This window comes from Sphingomicrobium lutaoense (assembly GCF_014195685.1).
Taxonomy (GTDB): Bacteria; Pseudomonadota; Alphaproteobacteria; order Sphingomonadales; family Sphingomonadaceae; genus Sphingomicrobium; species Sphingomicrobium lutaoense.
Genome location: NZ_JACICF010000001.1, coordinates 167,939 through 185,036 on the forward strand (window position 1 = coordinate 167,939; position 17,098 = coordinate 185,036).

Below are 17,098 nucleotides of genomic sequence, written 5' to 3' on the forward strand. Positions count from 1 at the left end.
TGCAATGATGCCACGGTGGCATCGCTAAAACTGTCTAAGGCCTTTGAATACGTATGTATAGCGGGGCCGGAATGCTGACTTTGCCCCTCGCTTGGCGCAAGGTGATGCGCAATTCGCAGCCCGGGGGAAAATTCGGGCGCGAAATGCCTTTAGGAGGGGACATCATGAAAAGAACCGGTTTGATGACGCGCATGACGGCCACGTCGAGCGCTGTCGCAATGGGCCTCGTGCTGGCTGCTGCCGGAGCCGCGCCCGCATTCGCCCAGGACACGCAGGACGTGCAGGACGATAGTGGCGAAGAAGCCAATCCCAATGTCGATGCCAACGACCCGGGCCAGAATGAAGCCGATCGGGCGATCATCATTTCCGGCTTCCGCGCCAGCCTCGAAAGCGCGGTCGGCACCAAGAAGGACCAGGATCTCGTCATCGAATCGATCTCGGCGGAAGACATCGGCAAGCTGCCCGACGCCTCGATCGGTGAATCGATCGCCCGCCTGCCGGGCGTGACTTCGCAGCGTCTCAACGGCCGTTCGAACGTCATCGCGATCCGCGGCTTCGGCCCCGATTTCTCCACCACGCTTCTCAATGGCCGCGAGCAGACCTCGACCGGCGACAATCGCGGCGTCGAGTTCGACCAATATCCTTCCGAAATCGTCAACCAGGTGGTGATCTACAAGGCGCCCTCGGCGGACCTCATCGGCCAGGGCCTTGTCGGCACCGTCGACATCCGCACCGTCCGCCCGCTCGACTTCGGCAAGCAGGTCTTCGCCATCGGCGCGCGCGGCAGCTATGCCGACATCGGCAAGCTCAATTCGGGTTCGGAAGAACTGGGTTGGCGCGCCAATGCGACCTTCATCGATCAGTTCGCTGACGACCGCGTGGGCGTGAGCCTTGCGGTCGCTTATGTCGACGAGCCCTATCACAACCAGGAATTCAACGCCTGGGGCTATCAGCCGATCTCCAGCGCTTTCTTCTTCCCGGACGATCCGCGCGGCGGCGATACTCTCATCCCGGGCGGTTCGAAGAGCTTCGTGACCTCGACGGGCCTGAAGCGTCTCGGCGTCAACAGCACCATCCAGGTCGAAGCCAGCGATGACATCATGGTCACGCTCGACGGTTTCTATTCGAACTTCGACGACGACCAGATCAAGCGCGGCATCGAACTGCCAATCGCGGGCTGGTTCGGGACTACCGGCGATCCTTCGACCTACGGGATCACCGATGGCTTCTACACCTCGGGCACGCTCGAAAATGTCCAGGGCGTCGTTCGTAACGACATCTTCAGCCGCAAGGCCGACCTTTATTCGGGCGGTCTCAACATCAACTGGGATCCGGGCAACGGCTGGTCGGCATTCGTCGATTTCGGCTATTCACGCACCGACCGTGAAGAGCTGTCGATCGAAAGCTATTCGGGTACCGGCTTCAACTGGGACAGCCCCTTCAGCTCGGACGATGATTTCGCGGCAGGCGACCTCACCGACACGATGGGCTTCACCCTGTCGGAAACCGGCCTCTTCTTCTCGCCGACGCTCGACTATTCAGACCCCAGCATCATACGGCTGACCGATCCGCTCGGCTGGGGCGGGGGTACCCGTACGCAAGCGGGCTATTACAACAACCGCATCGTCGAGGACGAGCTCAAGCAGTATCGTGCCGAGCTCGCCAAGGAATTCGATCATGACTTCTTCGGCGGACTGAAAGCGGGCGTAGCCTATACCGACCGTGACAAGTCGCTGGTGCCCGACGAGTTCTTCGTCACGCTGGGCCTCGACGGCATGGGCAATTACATCCGCGAAGTCGACATTCCCCAGCAATATCTGCAGTCGCCGACGAACCTTGCCTATCTCGGCCTCGGTCCGATGGTGAGCTACGACCCGCGCGAGCTCATCCGTGACGGCGTTCTCGTGCTCGAGCCCAACTTGTCGAACGACATCCCGGCCAAGGCCTTTACCGTCACCGAAGACATCGTCAGCGCCTATATCCAGGCCGATATCGATGGCGAACTGGGCGCGGTGGACCTGACGGGCAACCTCGGTGTCCAGATGGTCTGGACCGACCAGGCCTCGAGCGGCATCGCTTTCCTCAACGGGACCCAGGTCGATGTCGAGGCAGGAGACGATTATGCTCACCTTCTGCCGAGCCTCAATCTCGCGGCGCGCCTGCCGGGTGACTATGTCATCCGTTTCTCGGCCCGCAAGGAGATCATGCGTCCCCGCCTTGACGATCTCCGGGTGGCGATCGGCTATGGCGTGAGCACGACCGGCCAGTTCGTCGAACAGTTCGGCGGACCCTATCTCGAAGGCGGCGGTGGCAATCCGCAGCTTCGCCCCTATGAAGCCAATTCGGTCGATCTGACCTTCGAGAAATATTTCGGATCGTCGGGCTATGTCGCCTTGCAGGCCTTCTACAAGGACATCGCCAACTACATCTCCGATGATGTGGTCACCGACTTCGACTATTCGGGCTTCCCGCTTCCCGCCGGGGTCCAGCCGGTCAGTCTGACGGGCGTTCTGTTCACCAAGAACAACACCGGTTCGGGCGAACTCTACGGCATCGAAGCGGCAGGCACCTTGCCCTTCGAAATCTTCTCGCCCGCTCTTGAAGGCTTCGGCGTGACGGGCGGCGTGAGTGTCGTGGAATCCGAAGTGAAGCGCGCCGACGGCGTCAGCGAAGCGATTCCTGGCTATTCGAAATGGGTCGCCAACGGCACCGCTTACTTCGAACGGTGGGGCTTCAACGCGCGTGGCAGCGTGCGCCATCGCACGACCTTCCTCGGTGACTTCACCGGCTTTGGCGGTTCGCCGACGCGCCGCCAGGCACTCGAGGAAACCATCGTCGATGCGCAGATCGGCTATGAATTCCAGCCGGGTTCCACGCTCGAAGGTCTCTCGCTCTATCTCCAGGGCCAGAACCTCACCGACGAGCGTTTCGCCTCGGTGGCAGACACGTCGAACCCGCTGTCGGTTATCGACTATCAGATCTATGGTCGTCGCTTCCTTGCGGGCTTCACCTACAAGTTCTGATTGGAATTCGGGCCGCGCCTGCTTCCTGTCCTGACGGGCAGGGGGCGGGGGCGGCCCTTTTCTTTGGATGGCTATTATGACCGAGGAGACAGAAGGACCGATCCGGGTCGTCATCGCCGGCGGGGGGACGGCAGGCTGGATGGCCGCCGCGACCCTGATCAAGGTGATGGGCCGGGCGGTTTCGATCCGTCTCGTCGAATCCGAAGGGATCGGCACCGTCGGGGTGGGCGAGGCCACCATCCCGCAGATCCGCCATCTCAACCGGCTTTTCGAACTCGATGAGGCCCAGTTCCTCCAGGCCACCAACGGGTCGATCAAGCTGGGCATCGAATTCCTTGGCTGGGACCGCCCCGATGAGGCCTATATGCACGCCTTCGGCACCGCGGGCCGAGCGATCGGGGTCGCTCCGTTCCGTCATGCATGGCGTCGCGGCGAAGCGCTCGGCATGGCGCGTCCCTTCGGCGCCTATAGTTTCAACGAGGTCGCGGCCCGCGCGCTGCGCTATCATCCCCAAGCAGGCGGCGGCGCCATCCCCCATCTCGTCCATGCCTATCATTTCGACGCCGCGCTTTACGCCAGGATGCTGCGCGGCCTTGCCGAGCAGGGCGGCGCACAGCGCACCGAAGGGCGCATCGAGACCGTCGATCGCGATGGCGAGACGGGCGATGTCCAAGCGATCCTGCTCGACAATGGCGAGCGCATCGAGGGCGATCTCTTTATCGATTGCACCGGTTTTCGCGCACTGCTGATCGGCGATACGCTGGGCGTGGGCTACGAGGACTGGTCCCATTGGCTGCCGTGCGACCGGGCGTGGGCGGTGCCGAGCGAACGCGCCGGTCCCTTCCGGCCCTATACCCAGTCGATCGCGCACCGAGCGGGGTGGCAATGGCGGATCCCCCTCCAGCATCGCACGGGCAACGGCCATGTCTTCTGTTCGCGCTTTATCGCCGAAGAGGAAGCGCGTGACATTCTCCTCGCCAATCTCGAAGGCCAGCCGCAGGCCGAACCCCGGCTCATCCGCTTCACTACCGGGCGGCGCGAGGCGGCCTGGTCGCATAATGTCGTCGCGCTGGGCCTTTCGGCAGGTTTCATGGAGCCACTGGAATCGACCAGCATCCATTTGATCCAGTCGGGCATCGAACGGCTGCTGCGCTTCTTCCCCGACCGGGGCGATTATCGCCTGCGGCGCGACAAGTTCAATTCGCTCACTCGCTTCGAATGGGAGCGCATCCGCGATTTCCTGATCGGGCATTACAAGTTCAACCGGCGCGAGGGTGAGTCCTTCTGGGACGCCTGCCGCGCGATGGCGGTGCCCGATACTCTCAGCGAAAAGCGCGCCCTATTCGAGGAATCGGGCACGATCCACCGCGAGGGCGAGGAATTGTTCACCGAGGAAGGCTGGCAGCAGCTTTTCCTCGGCCAGGGCGTGATGCCCAGGAGTTGGCATCCCACGGTCGAACCGATCGACGAGGCCGAACTGCAAAAGCTGCTCGACATTATCGCCGATGCCTATGCAGCGCGGGCGGGCAAACTGCCCGGCCATGCCGAATATCTCGAAAAGATTTCCCCCGCCAAGGAGAGTGCGTGATGAAGAAATGGTCCCTGTTCGCCGCCGCCGCCAGCCTGGCGGCCATTCCGGCCATGGCCCAGGACGCGCAGGACTATCGCGCGCGCCCCGCCTCGGACGAGGTCGTCTATTTCGTTCTGCCCGACCGGTTCGACAATGGCGATCCCACCAACGACCGCGGCGGGATCAAGGGAGACCGGCTCGCCCATGGCTATGATCCCACGCACAAGGGCTTCTACCATGGCGGCGACCTGGCGGGCCTTACCGGCAAGCTCGACTATCTCGAGGCAATGGGCATCACCGCCATCTGGTTCGCGCCGATCTTCAAGAACAAGCCCGTCCAGGGCCCCGCGGGCGACGAGAGCGCGGGCTATCATGGCTATTGGGTGACCGATTTCACCAGCGTCGATCCCCATTTCGGGACCAATGACGAATTCAAGGCCTTCGTCGATGCCGCCCATGCGCGCGGGATGAAGGTCTATATGGACATCATCACCAACCATACCGCCGACGTCATCCGCTATAAGGATGGCGACTATAGCTATCGTTCGAAGGCCGATTATCCTTATTCGACGCGCGGCGGCGTGAACGGCGAGCCGATCAACGAGGGCTTTGCCGGTGACGAGGTGCAAACGCTCGAGAATTTCGCTCGGCTGACCGATCCCAACTATGCCTATGAAGTGCATGTCCCCGAGGCCGAGAAGTATGTGAAGAAGCCGGCCTGGCTCAATGACCCCATCTATTATCACAATCGCGGCGACACGCGCTTTTTCGGCGAAGACAGCCTTTATGGCGATTTCGTCGGGCTCGACGATCTCTTCACCGAACATCCCCTCGTCGTGGGCGGAATGATCGAAATCTATGGCGACTGGATCGAGCGGTTCGGGATCGACGGCTTCCGCATAGACACCGCACGCCATGTGAACCCCGAATTCTGGCAGCAGTTCATTCCCGCGATGAAGGCCCGCGCGGACGCGGCCGGCATTCCCCACTTCCACATGTTCGGCGAGATTTTCCGCGACGATTCGAACAATGGATATATCGCCCAATATACGCGCCGCGACCGGCTGCCGTCGGTTCTCGACTTCGCTTTCCAGATGGCGGTCCGCGAAACGGTGGTCGAAGGCAAGGGCACCCATGTGCTTGCCAATCTGTTCGCGGGCGATGTCCTCTACGAAGGGGGCGAGGAAACCGCGCTCAGCCTGCCGACCTTCCTTGGCAATCATGACATGGGACGCTTCGCCCATTTCGTCCGCGCCAAGCGGCCGGATGAAGATCCTTCGGAAGCGCTGGCCCGCGTGACGCTCGCCCATGCGATGCTCATGACGCTGCGCGGCTCGCCGGTCATCTATTCGGGCAGCGAGCAAGGGTTCGTCGGCGATGGCGGCGACCAGTTGGCCCGCGAGGACATGTTCCCGAGCAAGGTCGATGTTTATAACGACAATATGCTGCTCGGCACCGATGCCACCACCGCCGAGGCCAATTTCGACCAGAGCCACCCGCTCTACCAGGAAATCGCGATGCTGGCCGCGATGCGCGCCGACAATGCGGCGCTTCGCCGCGGGCGGCAGGTCACCCGCGCCTATGAGGAAGAACCCGGCCTGTTCGCCGCTTCGCGTTTCGACCCCGACAGTGGCAAGGAAACTCTGCTCCTGTTCAACACTTCGGACCAGCCGATCAGCGGACAGGTGCTCGTCTCGACCGCATCCACGGAATTCACGACGCTGGCGGGTCAGTGCAGCCCAGAGGTTTCCGCGCCCGGGAGCCTTTCCTATGCGCTCGCGCCCTTTGCCTATGCGGTGTGCGCCGCGCGATGAGCTTGTCGAAACTGATCAAGGTGAAGGGCCGCGAAGAGAGCGCTGCCGAAGAAGCCCGCACGCGCGATCCCTGGTGGAAAGGCGCGGTGATCTACCAGATCTATCCGCGCAGTTTTGCCGATTCCAACGATGATGGGATCGGCGACCTGCCAGGCATTACCGAGCGGCTCGACCATGTCGCGGCGCTGGGCGCCGATGCGATCTGGATCTCGCCTTTCTTTACCTCGCCGATGCTCGATTTCGGTTATGACGTTGCCGAGTTCCGCAATGTCGATCCCATTTTCGGGACGCTCGAGGATTTCGACGCGTTGGTCGCCAAGGCGCATGAACTGGGGCTCAAGGTCATCATCGACCAGGTCTATTCGCACAGTTCGGACCAGCATCGCTGGTTCATCGAAAGCCGGTCGAGCCGCGACAATGAGAAGGCGGACTATTATGTCTGGGCCGATCCCCGCCCCGACGGCACGCCGCCCAACAATTGGCAGTCGATCTTCGGCGGGCCCGCCTGGACCTGGGATGCGCGGCGGGGGCAATATTATTTCCACAATTTCCTGAAGCAGCAGCCCGACCTCAACCTTCACAATCCGAAGGTGCAGGACGAATTGCTCGACGTCGCTCGCTTCTGGCTCGATCGCGGAGCGGACGGTTTCCGCATCGACGCGGTGCTGCACATGTTCCATGACGCCGAACTGCGCGACAATCCCCCGGCGAGCGATCCGGGCAAGCCCCGCGCGCGCAGCCATGATTTCCAGGACAATGTCTACAATCAGGCTGGCCCCGGCACCTTCACCTTCGTCAAGCGGCTACGCACGCTGATGGACGAATATGGCGCCATCTTCTCGGTCGCCGAAGTCGGCGGCTCGGGCACCGAGGCCTTCCAGAAGAAATGCACGCAGGACGGCGACCGGCTGAACAGCAGTTATGGCTTCGAATTTCTCTACGCCAAGCAACTCACCCCCAGGGTGGTGTGCGACGCGCTGGCGCGATGGCCGGGAGGGGAAGGCGAGGGCTGGCCGACATGGGCCTTCGAAAACCATGACGCGCCGCGCGCGGTGTCGCGTTGGACCACGCCCGAAAATGCCGATGCCTTCAATCGGTTGAAGATGCTCCTGTTCATGTGCCTTCGCGGCAACGCAATCCTCTACCAGGGCGAGGAATTGGGCCTTACCCAGGTCGACATTCCCTATGAGAAATTGCGCGACCCCGAGGCGATCGCCAACTGGCCCGCCACTCTTTCGCGTGATGGCGTGCGAACCCCCATGCCCTGGGAAAAGGGTTCGCCCCATGCCGGTTTCTCGAAGGCCGAACCATGGCTGCCCCTCGGTCCCGATCATCCTGCGATGGCGGTCAGCGAGCAGGAGGGGCGCGAAGGTTCGCTGCTTGAATGGACGCGCCGGGTGATCGCGCTTCGCAAGGAACATGAGGCCCTGTTGGTAGGTGACCTGGCCGAGTGCGAGGCCGGCGACGCGCTTCTTACGTTCCAGCGTCGCGGCGAGCATGAAAGCCTGCTTTGCGCCTTCAATATCGGCGAGGACGACGTGGCTTTCACGCTGCCCGAGGGCGCCGAAATTCTCAGTTCCTGCGGGACCATTCGCGACGACGGGCTGGGCCCCTTTGCCGCGCTGGTGGCCCGCCTGCCGGAGTGAAATTGATGATCAGACGCCTGTGGCTTGTTCTTGTCGCCGCTTTGATGGCTTTTCCCGCGATGGCCGAGGAGCGGCTGCAATCGCCCGACGGCCGCATGGTCCTGACGGTCGACGTCAACGGCGAAGGGCGTCCCTTCTACCGCATCGACCGCGATGGGCAGCCAGTCCTTCGTGAAAGCCGCCTCGGCTTTCTCCTGACCGACCAGGACAAGCTCGAACGGCGCCTCAAGCTCGTCGGCGCCGAGCGCGCATCGCGCGATACGCGCTGGGAGCAGCCATGGGGCGAGCGGCGCTTCGTCATGGATCGCCACCACGAACTGACGGTCCGTTTCGAGGAGGATAGCGACGAGAAGCGCCGGTTCGGGGTGACCTTCCGCCTGTTCGATGACGGGCTGGGCTTTCGCTATCTTTTCGACGACGAAAGCATGGGCAAGACCGTGCGGATCGCCGATGAACTGACCGAGTTCAATCTTGCCGAAGACGGCACCGCCTGGTGGATCCCGGCGGGCGAGTGGAACCGCTACGAATATCTTTACGAGGAAACGCCCGCATCGGCGGTGTCGATGGCGCACAGCCCGCTCACCTTCCGGCTCGACAATGGCACGCACCTCGCGATCCACGAAGCCGCGCTGGTTGATTTCGCGGGCATGTGGGTGAAGCGGACGACCGGCACTAATTTCCGGGCGACGCTCGCTCCGACGGGTAGCAGCGCCTCGCGCGCCGTGCGCGACACGCCTTTCGCCACCCCGTGGCGCACGGTCCGCATCAGCGACAATGCCGCGGGTCTGGCGATGAGCGATATCGACCTCAATCTCAACGAGCCCAACAAGCTCGGCGATGTCAGCTGGTTCACGCCGCACAAATATGTCGGCATCTGGTGGTCGCTCCATCTTGACGAGGAAAGCTGGGGTTCCGGGCCGAAGCACGGTGCCACCACGGCCAATGCGAAGCGCTATATCGACTTCGCCGCCGATAACGGTTTTGCGGGCGTGCTGGTCGAGGGCTGGAACCTTGGCTGGGACGGCAACTGGTTCTTCAACGGTTCGATGTTCGATTTTACCCGCGCCTATCCCGACTATGATTTTGCCGAGGTGGCCCGCTATGCCGCCGAAAAGGGCGTGGCGATCGTTGGGCATCACGAGACGTCGGGCGATGTCGGCAATTATGAAGCGCAGCTCGGGGAGGCTCTCGACCTCATGGCCGAGCGCGGCGTGAAGACGATCAAGACCGGCTATGTCACCGATGCCTGCAATCTTCGCTATGTCCATGCCGATGGCAGCGAGACCCGCGAATGCACCGAAAGCCAGGTGATGCAGCGCCATCACCTCAAGGTGATTACCGAGGCCGCCAAGCGGCAGATCGCGATCAACCCGCATGAACCCGTCAAGGCGACGGGCCTTCGTCGCACCTATCCCAACTGGGTATCGCGCGAGGGCGCGCGGGGCATGGAATTCAACGCCTGGGGCGTTCCCCCCAATGGTCCCGATCATGTCCCGACCATGGTGTTCACGCGCATGCTGTCGGGTCCGATGGACTATACGCCGGGCATTCTCAGTCTCGAAGGACGCGGACAGCCCCTCCAGATGACGCAGGCCCGCGCTCTGGCCGAATATGTGATCATCTACTCGCCCATCCAGATGGTCGCCGACCTGCCCGAACATTATGCCGAGCATCCCGAGGCCTTTCGCTTCATCCGCGACGTGCCCACCGATTGGGAGGAAAGCCGCATTCTCGAAGCCGAGGTCGGCCAGCACGTCGTCACCGCCCGCAAGGATCGGAACAGCGACGACTGGTATCTCGGCGGAGCGGTGGACGAGAAGGGGTGCGACGTGAAAGTCGCGCTGGATTTCCTCGACAAGGGCCGCAACTATAGAGCGCAGATCTACCGCGACGGCCCTGATGCCCATTATGAAGGCGCGGGGCGGTTCGACATCCTGATCGAGGAGCGTGACGTGACGGCCGAGGAAATGCTCGAACTGACGATGGCCCCCGGGGGCGGTTTTGCGGTGCGGTTCATCGCGCGGTGACCGCCCGGCCCGCTTCCATCACCATTCTTGGCGGAGGCACGGCAGGCTGGATGGCGGCCTGCCTTCTTCACCATGCCTGGGGCAACCAAGGCACGAAGATCCGGCTGATCGAAAGCAGCCAGGTCGGCATCATCGGGGTGGGCGAAGGTTCGACGCCCCAGCTCAAGGCCTTTTTCGACCGAATCGGGATCGACGAAGCCGAATGGATGCCGCGCTGCAATGCCACCTACAAGGTGGGCATTGGCTTCGAAGGCTGGTCGGAGCGCGCCGGGTTCGAACGCTATTTCCACCCTTTTCCGACCGCGCTCGACGGGCATAGCGCGCCGCAATTCTTTCGCGCCGCGCGGCAGCGTCGACACGGCTTCCAGGTCGAAGCGCATCCCGATGCCTTCCTGTTTCCCGGCCTCCTTGCCGAGCGGCGGCTGGCTCCGCTCAACCCGCCCAATTTCCCGTTCGAAATCACCTATGGCTATCATTTCGATGCCCATCTGGTCGGACAGTTCCTCAAGGGCGTCGCCGTCGATCGCGGAGTAGAATGGGTCGACCGGTTGATCCAGGGCGTCGAGGTCGATGCCGAGGGGAAAGTCAGCGCGCTCGTCGGCGAGGATGGCGAACGGTTCGAAAGCGACTTCTACATCGACGCATCGGGCTTTCGCGCGATGATCATCGAGGAGGCACTGGGCGGGCGCTATCGCTCCTTTGGCGACAATCTCTTCAACGATCGCGCGGTGGTCCTGCCCACGCCGGTCGCCGATGACGGTCCCGAATGCGCGACCCGCGCCATCGCGATGAAGTCGGGTTGGCGATGGTCGATCCCGCTGACGCACCGCACCGGCAACGGCTATGTCTATTCCTCGCGCTATTGCGACCCCGACGATGCCGAAAAGGAATTACGCACCGCGCTTGGCGTGGGCGACGAGGTCGAGGCGCGCCATCTCAGGATGCGCTGCGGCCGGGTCGAGGACAGCTGGCAATCCAATTGTCTGGCAATCGGCTTGTCGCAAGGCTTTCTCGAACCCCTCGAAGCCACCGCGCTCCATATCGTTCTGGCGACGGTGGAAGGATTTATCGCGTCGGTCGACCAAGGCGGGTTGACCAATGAGACCCGCCGGTCCTTCAACGCCGACATCGCGGCGCGATACGAGGGTATTCGCGACTATATCGTCGCCCATTATCGCACCCAGTTGAGACGCGACACCGATTATTGGCGCGACAATGCCGCGCAGGAAAATCTCTCGCCGAGCCTCAAGCGGATCATCACCTGCTGGTTCACCCGCGCCGACCTCCTGCGCGAGATCGAGGAGCAGGGCATCGCGCGCTATTACAATGCCGTGAGCTGGCATTGCCTCCTGGCGGGCTATGGTAATTTCCCGCCCGATGGGCAATTGAAGCCTGCAGGTCCCGAAATCAATGTCGCGGACATGGGGCGCATCGCGGCATTTCTCGATGGCTGCGCCTCCAATTTTCCCGGACATGCCGACGCGCTGGCCCGGTTGACGGAAGGAGCCTGATGGCACAGCGATCCTCGACCCTGCTCCTGTTCGGCGCGACCGGCGATTTGTCGCGGCGCATGCTGCTTCCCTCGCTTTACGGGCTGGCGGCGGACGGATTGCTACCCGACGATATCCAGGTCATCGCCACCGCGCGCACCGAAATGGACGATGCCGAGTTTCGCGAACTGGCGATCAGCAATCTTCGCGAACATCTGCCCGCCGATTTTTTTTCCGAAGTGACCGCGCGCCGCTTTGCCAAGCGGGTCCGCTACATCCCGGTCGATGTCACCACGCCCGAAGGTTATGACCAGCTGGCCGACGCGATCGACCTCGACAAGGGCGTGAGCATCTTCCTCTCGACCGCCCCGTCGCTGTTCAAGACCACCATCGAGAATCTGAAGCGGGTCGGGCTGGCTGGCCCCAAGGTCCATCTCGCGCTCGAAAAGCCGTTGGGCGACGACCTCGCATCGAGCCGCGAGATCAACGACGCGGTCGCCGAGGCCTTTACCGAGGACCGGATTTTCCGGATCGATCATTATCTGGGCAAGGAAACCGTCCAGAACCTGCTCGCGCTCCGCTTCGCCAATTCGCTGCTCGAGCCGGTGTGGAATGCCGCGCATATCGACCATGTCCAGATCACCGTCGCCGAGACCGTCGGCCTCGAAGGACGCGCGGCCTATTATGACGGCGCGGGCGCGGTGCGCGACATGCTCCAGAACCATATGCTCCAGCTGCTTGCGCTCGTCGCGATGGAGCCGCCCGCCGACTATGACCCCGTCGCGGTGCGCGAGGAAAAGGTGAAGGTGCTCCGTTCGCTGCGTCCGATGACGAAGGTTGGGGTGCGCGACGAGTTGGTGCTGGGCCAATATGATGCTTATGCCGGCGAATTGGGGGAGCCGTCCGACACCGAGACTTTCGTCGCCCTGAAGGCGCATGTCGACAATTGGCGCTGGGCGGGCGTGCCTTTCTACCTTCGTCACGGCAAGCGGATGGCGCGCCGCAAGACCGAGGTGCTGATCCAGTTCAAATGTGTACCCCATTCGATCTTCGGCACGATGGGCGCGCGGACCGAGCCCAACGAACTCATCATCTCGATCCAGCCCGAAGAGAATATCCGGTTGAAACTGATGGCCAAGACCCCAGGTCTGGACCGCGGCGGCATGTCGCTTCGCGAGGTGCCTCTCGATGTGACGATGGAAGGTGCTTTTGCTGACTATCGGCGGCGCATCGCCTATGAGCGGCTGTTGCTCGACCTTATCGAAGGCGACCCCACGCTGTTCGTGCGCCGCGACGAGGTGGAGGCCCAGTGGCAATGGATCGATGCCCTGCGCCAGGCCTGGCAGGATGCCGGAATGACCCCCGATCCATATGAAAGCGGGAGTTGGGGACCCGAGAGATCAAGCGAATTCGCCAAGCGCGACGGAAGGGAATGGAATGATTGAAGCCGAGTGGTGGGAGTATGACGATGCCGACGAGATGGCGGATGCCGTAGCAGGCGATATCGGCTTCATCGTCGAAAGCGCCGTGGATGCGCGGAGCGAATGCCTGCTTGCCTTTCCCGGCGGCTCGACCCCGGCACCCATCTACGCGAAGCTGGCGGAAAAGAAGCTGCCCTGGAAGCGGGTGACGATTATTCCCGGTGACGATCGCCTCGTGCCGGTCGATGACGAGATGTCCAACATCCGCGCCATTGCCAAGGCCATGCTGCCGACGGGCGCGCGCGTCTATCCGATCGCCATCGAGGCCGAGGACTATACGATGGCTGGCCATGCCGCCGATGCGCGGCTCAAGGATCTCAAATGGCCGCCCGACCTTGTCTGGCTGGGCATGGGTACTGATGGTCATACCGCGTCGCTTTTCCCGGGCCCCGACCTTGAGAATGCGATGGATGCTCCAAAGGCGCGCCTTGCGATGGGGATCATGCCCGATCCCATGCCCGAGGAAGCCCCGGTTCCGCGCGTGTCGCTGACCCGCGCCGCAATCCTTTCGGCGCGCACGATCATCATCACGATCACCGGCGAGGAAAAGAAGGCCGTGCTCGAACAGGCGATTGCCGACGGCCAGTCGTCGAAGCTGCCGATCGGACGCGTGCTGGCCGAAGCCGAATTCCCCATCGACATCCACTGGGCGCCCTAGATGGCACGGCTCGATCCGCGCATCGCTGCCGTCACCGACCGGATCATCGAGAAGAGTCGGCCGGGTCGCGAGGCCTATCTTTCGTTGATGAAAGAGGAAGGCGAACGCGGGATCGATCGCAAGGCGCTGAGCTGCGGCAATTTCGCCCACGGCTTCGCCGCGGCGGGCGATGACAAGAAGGCGATCCGCACCTTTGCGGGCCCCAATCTCGGCATCGTCACTGCCTTCAACGACATGCTCTCGGCGCACGCGCCTTACTACCGCTACCCCGAGCAGATGAAGGTCTTCGCACGAGAAGCAGGGGCTACCGCGCAGGTCGCGGGCGGGGTTCCGGCGATGTGCGACGGGGTGACGCAGGGCCAGCCCGGCATGGACCTGTCGCTCTTTTCGCGCGATACGATCGCGCTGGGCACTGCGATCGCACTGTCGCACGGCATGTTCGAAGGCATCGCCATGCTGGGCATCTGCGACAAGATCGTGCCGGGGTTGCTGATCGGCGCGCTGCGTTTCGGCCATCTTCCCGCGCTGCTGATCCCGGCAGGCCCCATGCCCTCGGGCCTTGCCAACAAGGAGAAGCAGCGGGTCCGCCAGCTTTATGCCGAAGGCAAGGCGACCAAGGAGGAACTGCTCGCGGCGGAAAGCGCCAGCTATCACGGGCAGGGGACCTGCACCTTCTACGGCACCGCCAATTCCAACCAGATGATGATGGAATTGATGGGCCTGCATATCCCGGGTGCGGCCTTCGCCAATCCGGGTACGAAGCTGCGCCAGCACCTTACCCGTGCAGCCGTTCATCGCCTCGTCGAGCTTGCCAAGGACAAGCGCCGCCCGCTGGGCGAAGTGGTCGACGAGCGGGCGATCGTGAATGCCGCGGTCGGTCTTCTCGCCACGGGAGGCTCGACCAATCATGCGATCCACTTGCCCGCCATCGCGCGCGCGGCCGGCATCCTATTCGACTGGGATGACCTGGCCGAACTCAGCCATGCCGTGCCCCTGATTGCGCGAGTCTATCCCAACGGATCGGGCGACGTGAACGACTTCCACCATGCGGGCGGAATGGCCTTCACCACTCACACTTTGCTTGAAGAAGGTTTGCTTCACCAAAATATTTGTGCCGCGGGAAATGACGACTTTTCGACCTATGCAACGACTCCAGTCGAAGCGGGCGAAGGCATCGAATGGCAGCCGGTCCGCGAGAGCGGGGATGAAAGTCTGCTCCGTCCCGCGAGCGCCCCTTTCCAACCCGATGGCGGAATGCGCCTGGTCACTGGCAATCTTGGTCGGGGATGCTTCAAGACCAGCGCGGTCGACAGCGACCGTTGGACCATCGAGGCTCCGTGCCGCATTTTCGAAGACCAGCGCCAGGTCGTCGAGGCATTCGAAGCGGGCGAACTTGATGGCGATGTGGTCGTGGTAGTGCGCTTCCAGGGCCCGCGCGCCAACGGAATGCCCGAATTGCACAAGCTCACGCCCCCGCTCGGCGTCCTCCAGGACCGGGGCCATCGCGTTGCATTGGTCACCGACGGCCGGATGAGCGGAGCGAGCGGCAAGGTGCCCGCCGCGATCCATGTCTCGCCCGAAGCCAAGGGGGGTGGTCCTTTGTCGCTGCTTCGCGATGGCGACCGGGTACGCCTGTGCGGCAATGAGGGCCTGCTCGAAGCGCTCGATGTCGACCTGTCCTCACGCTCGCCCGCCCAAGCACCGCCGCCACCGGTCGGAACGGGGCGCGAATTGTTCGCCCTGTTCCGCGAGACGGCCGACGAGGCCGAGCGAGGCGGAAGCGGAATGCTCGCCGCCATGGAAGCCATCCTGTGAGGATCGCGGTCGCGGACATCGGCGGGACGCACGCCCGCTTCGCCCTCGCCGAGGTGAACGATGGTCAGTGCCTCAGCCTGTCCGAACCCGTCACATTGGGAACCCGCGACCATGCCAGCTTTCAGACCGCCTGGCGCGAATTCGGCGAACGGATCGACGGCGATCTTCCCCAGGCGATCAGCATCGCCTTTGCCGGACCGGTGGACGGCGAGGTTCTCAAGCTCACCAACAATCCCTGGGTAATCCGCCCCGCGCTCGCGCAGGAAAAGCTGGGCGTCACCCGTTTCAAGGTGATCAACGATTTTGCGGCGGTTGCCCATGCGGTCGGCGCGCTCAAGGATGAGCATTTCGACCATATTGCCGGGCCCGAAGGTCCGCTTCCTTCGGAAGGCGTAACCAGCATCGTGGGCCCCGGAACGGGGCTCGGCGTGGCCCAACTGCTCAAGACCGGCGGCCATGCCCATGTCATTGCCACCGAAGGCGGGCACATCGATTTCGCTCCGCTCGACGGTCTCGAGGACAAGATGCTCGAACGGCTGCGCAAGCGCTATCGCCGCGTCTCGGTTGAACGGATCGCCTGCGGATCGGGCCTCGCCAATATTTACGAGGCGATCGGCGCGATCGAAGGCAAGGCAGTGCGCGAACTGGACGACCGCGAACTGTGGGCGCTCGCCATGTCGGGCGAGGATCCGCTCGCGGCGGCGGCGCTCGACCGCTTCTTCCTTTCTCTGGGGGCGGTCGCCGGCGATCTGGCGCTGGCGCATGGCGCCAATGCGGTCGTGCTGGCAGGCGGCCTCGGCTATCGCATTCGCCACCTCTTTGCCTCCTCGGGCTTTTCCGACCGCTTCATCGCCAAGGGCCGGTTCGAGCGGCGGATGGAAGCGATCCCCGTCAAACTGGTGACGCATCCCCAGCCCGGCCTGCTCGGCGCGGCGGTGGCTTTCGCGAAGGATCATTCATGAAGATCGACCAGATCATGCGCAGCGCACCGGTCATTCCGGTGCTCGTCCTCGATGGCAGCCTCGATCCGGAGGCGCTGGCCAGGGCTCTCGTCGAGGCCGGATTGCCGGTAATCGAGGTCACGCTGCGCACCCCGGATGCGCTCGTCCAGATGAAACGCATGGCCGAGGTTCCGGGCGCGATCGTCGGGGCGGGAACGGTTCTCAACCCCCATCATCTCGATGCCGCGCTCGATCATGGCGCGCAGTTCATCGTCTCACCGGGCCTTACCGATCCGCTCGCCAAGGCCGCGATCGCCAAGGGCGTGCCCTTCCTGCCGGGAGTGGCGAGCGCGGGCGACATCATGCGCGGTCTCGACCATGGGCTCGACCGCTTCAAATTCTTTCCCGCGGAAGCCGCAGGCGGGCTCCCGGCGCTCAAGGCGCTGGCCGGCCCGTTCGGCGACATCCGCTTCTGTCCCACGGGCGGCATCCGCGAAGAAACGGCGGCAAGCTGGCTTTCCGAGGAAGCGGTGTTGTGCGTGGGCGGCAGCTGGATCCTTCCCAAGGGCGATAGCGACCTCGCGAAGATCGGCGAGCGCGCTCGCGCCGCCGCAGGTTTAAAAGGCGAATAGG

Annotated in this window: 11 protein-coding genes; all 11 read left to right on the forward strand. The window is 63.2% G+C overall.

Features of this window, described 5'->3' with window-relative positions; all coding sequences use genetic code 11:
- The first annotated feature begins 164 nt into the window (after positions 1-164).
- On the forward strand, positions 165-3,023 hold the full coding sequence (locus tag FHS50_RS00860; protein WP_246332903.1) for a TonB-dependent receptor: 2,859 nt from the start codon (positions 165-167) through the stop codon (positions 3,021-3,023).
- Positions 3,024-3,099: 76 nt separating this feature from the next.
- Positions 3,100-4,611, forward strand: coding sequence for a tryptophan halogenase family protein (locus FHS50_RS00865; RefSeq protein WP_183932466.1), 1,512 nt, complete (start codon positions 3,100-3,102; stop codon positions 4,609-4,611).
- A complete protein-coding gene (locus tag FHS50_RS00870; RefSeq protein WP_183932467.1) occupies positions 4,611-6,407 on the forward strand; it encodes an alpha-amylase family glycosyl hydrolase in 1,797 nt (598 codons plus the stop codon). Before FHS50_RS00865 ends, FHS50_RS00870 begins: the two co-directional genes overlap by 1 nt.
- Positions 6,404-8,053, forward strand: a complete 1,650-nt coding sequence (locus FHS50_RS00875; RefSeq protein ID WP_183932468.1) for an alpha-amylase family glycosyl hydrolase — start codon at positions 6,404-6,406, stop codon at positions 8,051-8,053. The genes FHS50_RS00870 and FHS50_RS00875 overlap by 4 nt, the downstream gene beginning before the upstream one ends.
- Positions 8,054-8,058: 5 nt before the next feature.
- Positions 8,059-10,080 carry a glycoside hydrolase family 97 protein gene (locus FHS50_RS00880; RefSeq protein ID WP_183932469.1) on the forward strand — a complete coding sequence of 674 codons (2,022 nt, stop codon included), beginning with the start codon at positions 8,059-8,061 and terminating at the stop codon, positions 10,078-10,080.
- Positions 10,077-11,591 carry a tryptophan halogenase family protein gene (locus FHS50_RS00885; RefSeq protein ID WP_183932470.1) on the forward strand — a complete coding sequence of 505 codons (1,515 nt, stop codon included), beginning with the start codon at positions 10,077-10,079 and terminating at the stop codon, positions 11,589-11,591. Before FHS50_RS00880 ends, FHS50_RS00885 begins: the two co-directional genes overlap by 4 nt.
- Positions 11,591-13,015: a glucose-6-phosphate dehydrogenase gene (zwf, locus tag FHS50_RS00890; protein ID WP_183932471.1), complete on the forward strand. Its 1,425-nt coding sequence runs from the start codon at positions 11,591-11,593 to the stop codon at positions 13,013-13,015. Before FHS50_RS00885 ends, zwf begins: the two co-directional genes overlap by 1 nt.
- Positions 13,008-13,709: a 6-phosphogluconolactonase gene (pgl, locus tag FHS50_RS00895; protein ID WP_183932472.1), complete on the forward strand. Its 702-nt coding sequence runs from the start codon at positions 13,008-13,010 to the stop codon at positions 13,707-13,709. Before zwf ends, pgl begins: the two co-directional genes overlap by 8 nt.
- Positions 13,710-15,524 (forward strand): phosphogluconate dehydratase, encoded by a 1,815-nt coding sequence (gene edd / locus FHS50_RS00900; RefSeq protein ID WP_183932473.1) that lies wholly within the window; start codon positions 13,710-13,712, stop codon positions 15,522-15,524. It abuts the gene before it with no gap.
- Positions 15,521-16,486, forward strand: a complete 966-nt coding sequence (gene glk, locus FHS50_RS00905) for a glucokinase (RefSeq protein ID WP_183932474.1) — start codon at positions 15,521-15,523, stop codon at positions 16,484-16,486. Before edd ends, glk begins: the two co-directional genes overlap by 4 nt.
- Positions 16,483-17,097, forward strand: coding sequence for a bifunctional 4-hydroxy-2-oxoglutarate aldolase/2-dehydro-3-deoxy-phosphogluconate aldolase (gene eda / locus FHS50_RS00910; RefSeq protein WP_183932475.1), 615 nt, complete (start codon positions 16,483-16,485; stop codon positions 17,095-17,097). The genes glk and eda overlap by 4 nt, the downstream gene beginning before the upstream one ends.
- The last annotated feature ends 1 nt before the right edge of the window (position 17,098 follow it).

What these genes read in the sequence shown, in the direction of transcription:
- FHS50_RS00860 (WP_246332903.1), top strand. Translation starts at nt 165, where the DNA reads ATGAAAAGAACCGGTTTGATGACGCGCATGACGGCCACGTCGAGCGCT.
- eda (WP_183932475.1), top strand. Translation starts at nt 16,483, where the DNA reads ATGAAGATCGACCAGATCATGCGCAGCGCACCGGTCATTCCGGTGCTC.
- edd (WP_183932473.1), top strand. Translation starts at nt 13,710, where the DNA reads ATGGCACGGCTCGATCCGCGCATCGCTGCCGTCACCGACCGGATCATC.
- FHS50_RS00865 (WP_183932466.1), top strand. Translation starts at nt 3,100, where the DNA reads ATGACCGAGGAGACAGAAGGACCGATCCGGGTCGTCATCGCCGGCGGG.
- FHS50_RS00880 (WP_183932469.1), top strand. Translation starts at nt 8,059, where the DNA reads ATGATCAGACGCCTGTGGCTTGTTCTTGTCGCCGCTTTGATGGCTTTT.
- FHS50_RS00875 (WP_183932468.1), top strand. Translation starts at nt 6,404, where the DNA reads ATGAGCTTGTCGAAACTGATCAAGGTGAAGGGCCGCGAAGAGAGCGCT.
- FHS50_RS00870 (WP_183932467.1), top strand. Translation starts at nt 4,611, where the DNA reads ATGAAGAAATGGTCCCTGTTCGCCGCCGCCGCCAGCCTGGCGGCCATT.
- zwf (WP_183932471.1), top strand. Translation starts at nt 11,591, where the DNA reads ATGGCACAGCGATCCTCGACCCTGCTCCTGTTCGGCGCGACCGGCGAT.
- pgl (WP_183932472.1), top strand. Translation starts at nt 13,008, where the DNA reads ATGATTGAAGCCGAGTGGTGGGAGTATGACGATGCCGACGAGATGGCG.